We start from the raw sequence: 665 nt of genomic DNA on the forward strand, positions 1-665 counted from the left end.
CAGTTATGATGTTTTTCTAGTTGTGCATAACCATGAAATTCAGTGCCGTTATCCGCAGTTATCGTCTTAAAAGGTAAGTCAGAGCGGGTCATGATTTTGCTCATTCTTACGTTGAGCGACTCGCTTGTTCTATCGTCCATTTGCCCAATAAAAGTGTAGCCAGTCATTCTGTCGACTAAAGTCACGATACAGTGCTTGGTTCCGCGGCCAACGACGGTATCAATCTCCCAGTGACCAGGCTCTTTTCGATGCTCAGCTTTTGCAGGTCTTTCGGTAATATGACGCTTTGCTGCCAGCCGACCTCGGCTGTCTTTTGAGTTATACCTTTTGCGCCTTTTCTTAGTGGATTGGCGTAGGTGTTTCCATAGGGTTCCACCGAGAGTTTTGTCGTTCCAAATATGCTGATAAATGAGCTCGTGGCTCATTGTTGGATAGCCTCTTCCTCTTAGGTATCCGACGATTTGGTCAGGACTCCAATCTAGTCGTAGCAAGGCTTCAGGTAACCTGAAGTCGATTTCGCTATAGCGCTTATTTCTGCGCGAGCGGCTCAGCCGGTTACGAGCCATTTGTTGGGCTCTCCACGCCTGATAGGAGTACCTTTTAAAGTGTCTGTTGTATCGGGAATTGCGTTCAATTTCTCGATAGATAGTAGCTTTGTGACGACC

General features: G+C 46.8%; 1 protein-coding gene. It reads right to left on the reverse strand.

The window, feature by feature from the left end; all coding sequences use genetic code 11:
- On the reverse strand, positions 1-665 hold a 665-nt coding region (locus ATB78_RS27895), incomplete at both ends, for an IS30-like element ISVa6 family transposase (RefSeq protein WP_061011163.1).

The organism is Vibrio sp. CUB2, from assembly GCF_001557945.1.
Lineage (GTDB): Bacteria > Pseudomonadota > Gammaproteobacteria > Enterobacterales > Vibrionaceae > Vibrio > Vibrio owensii.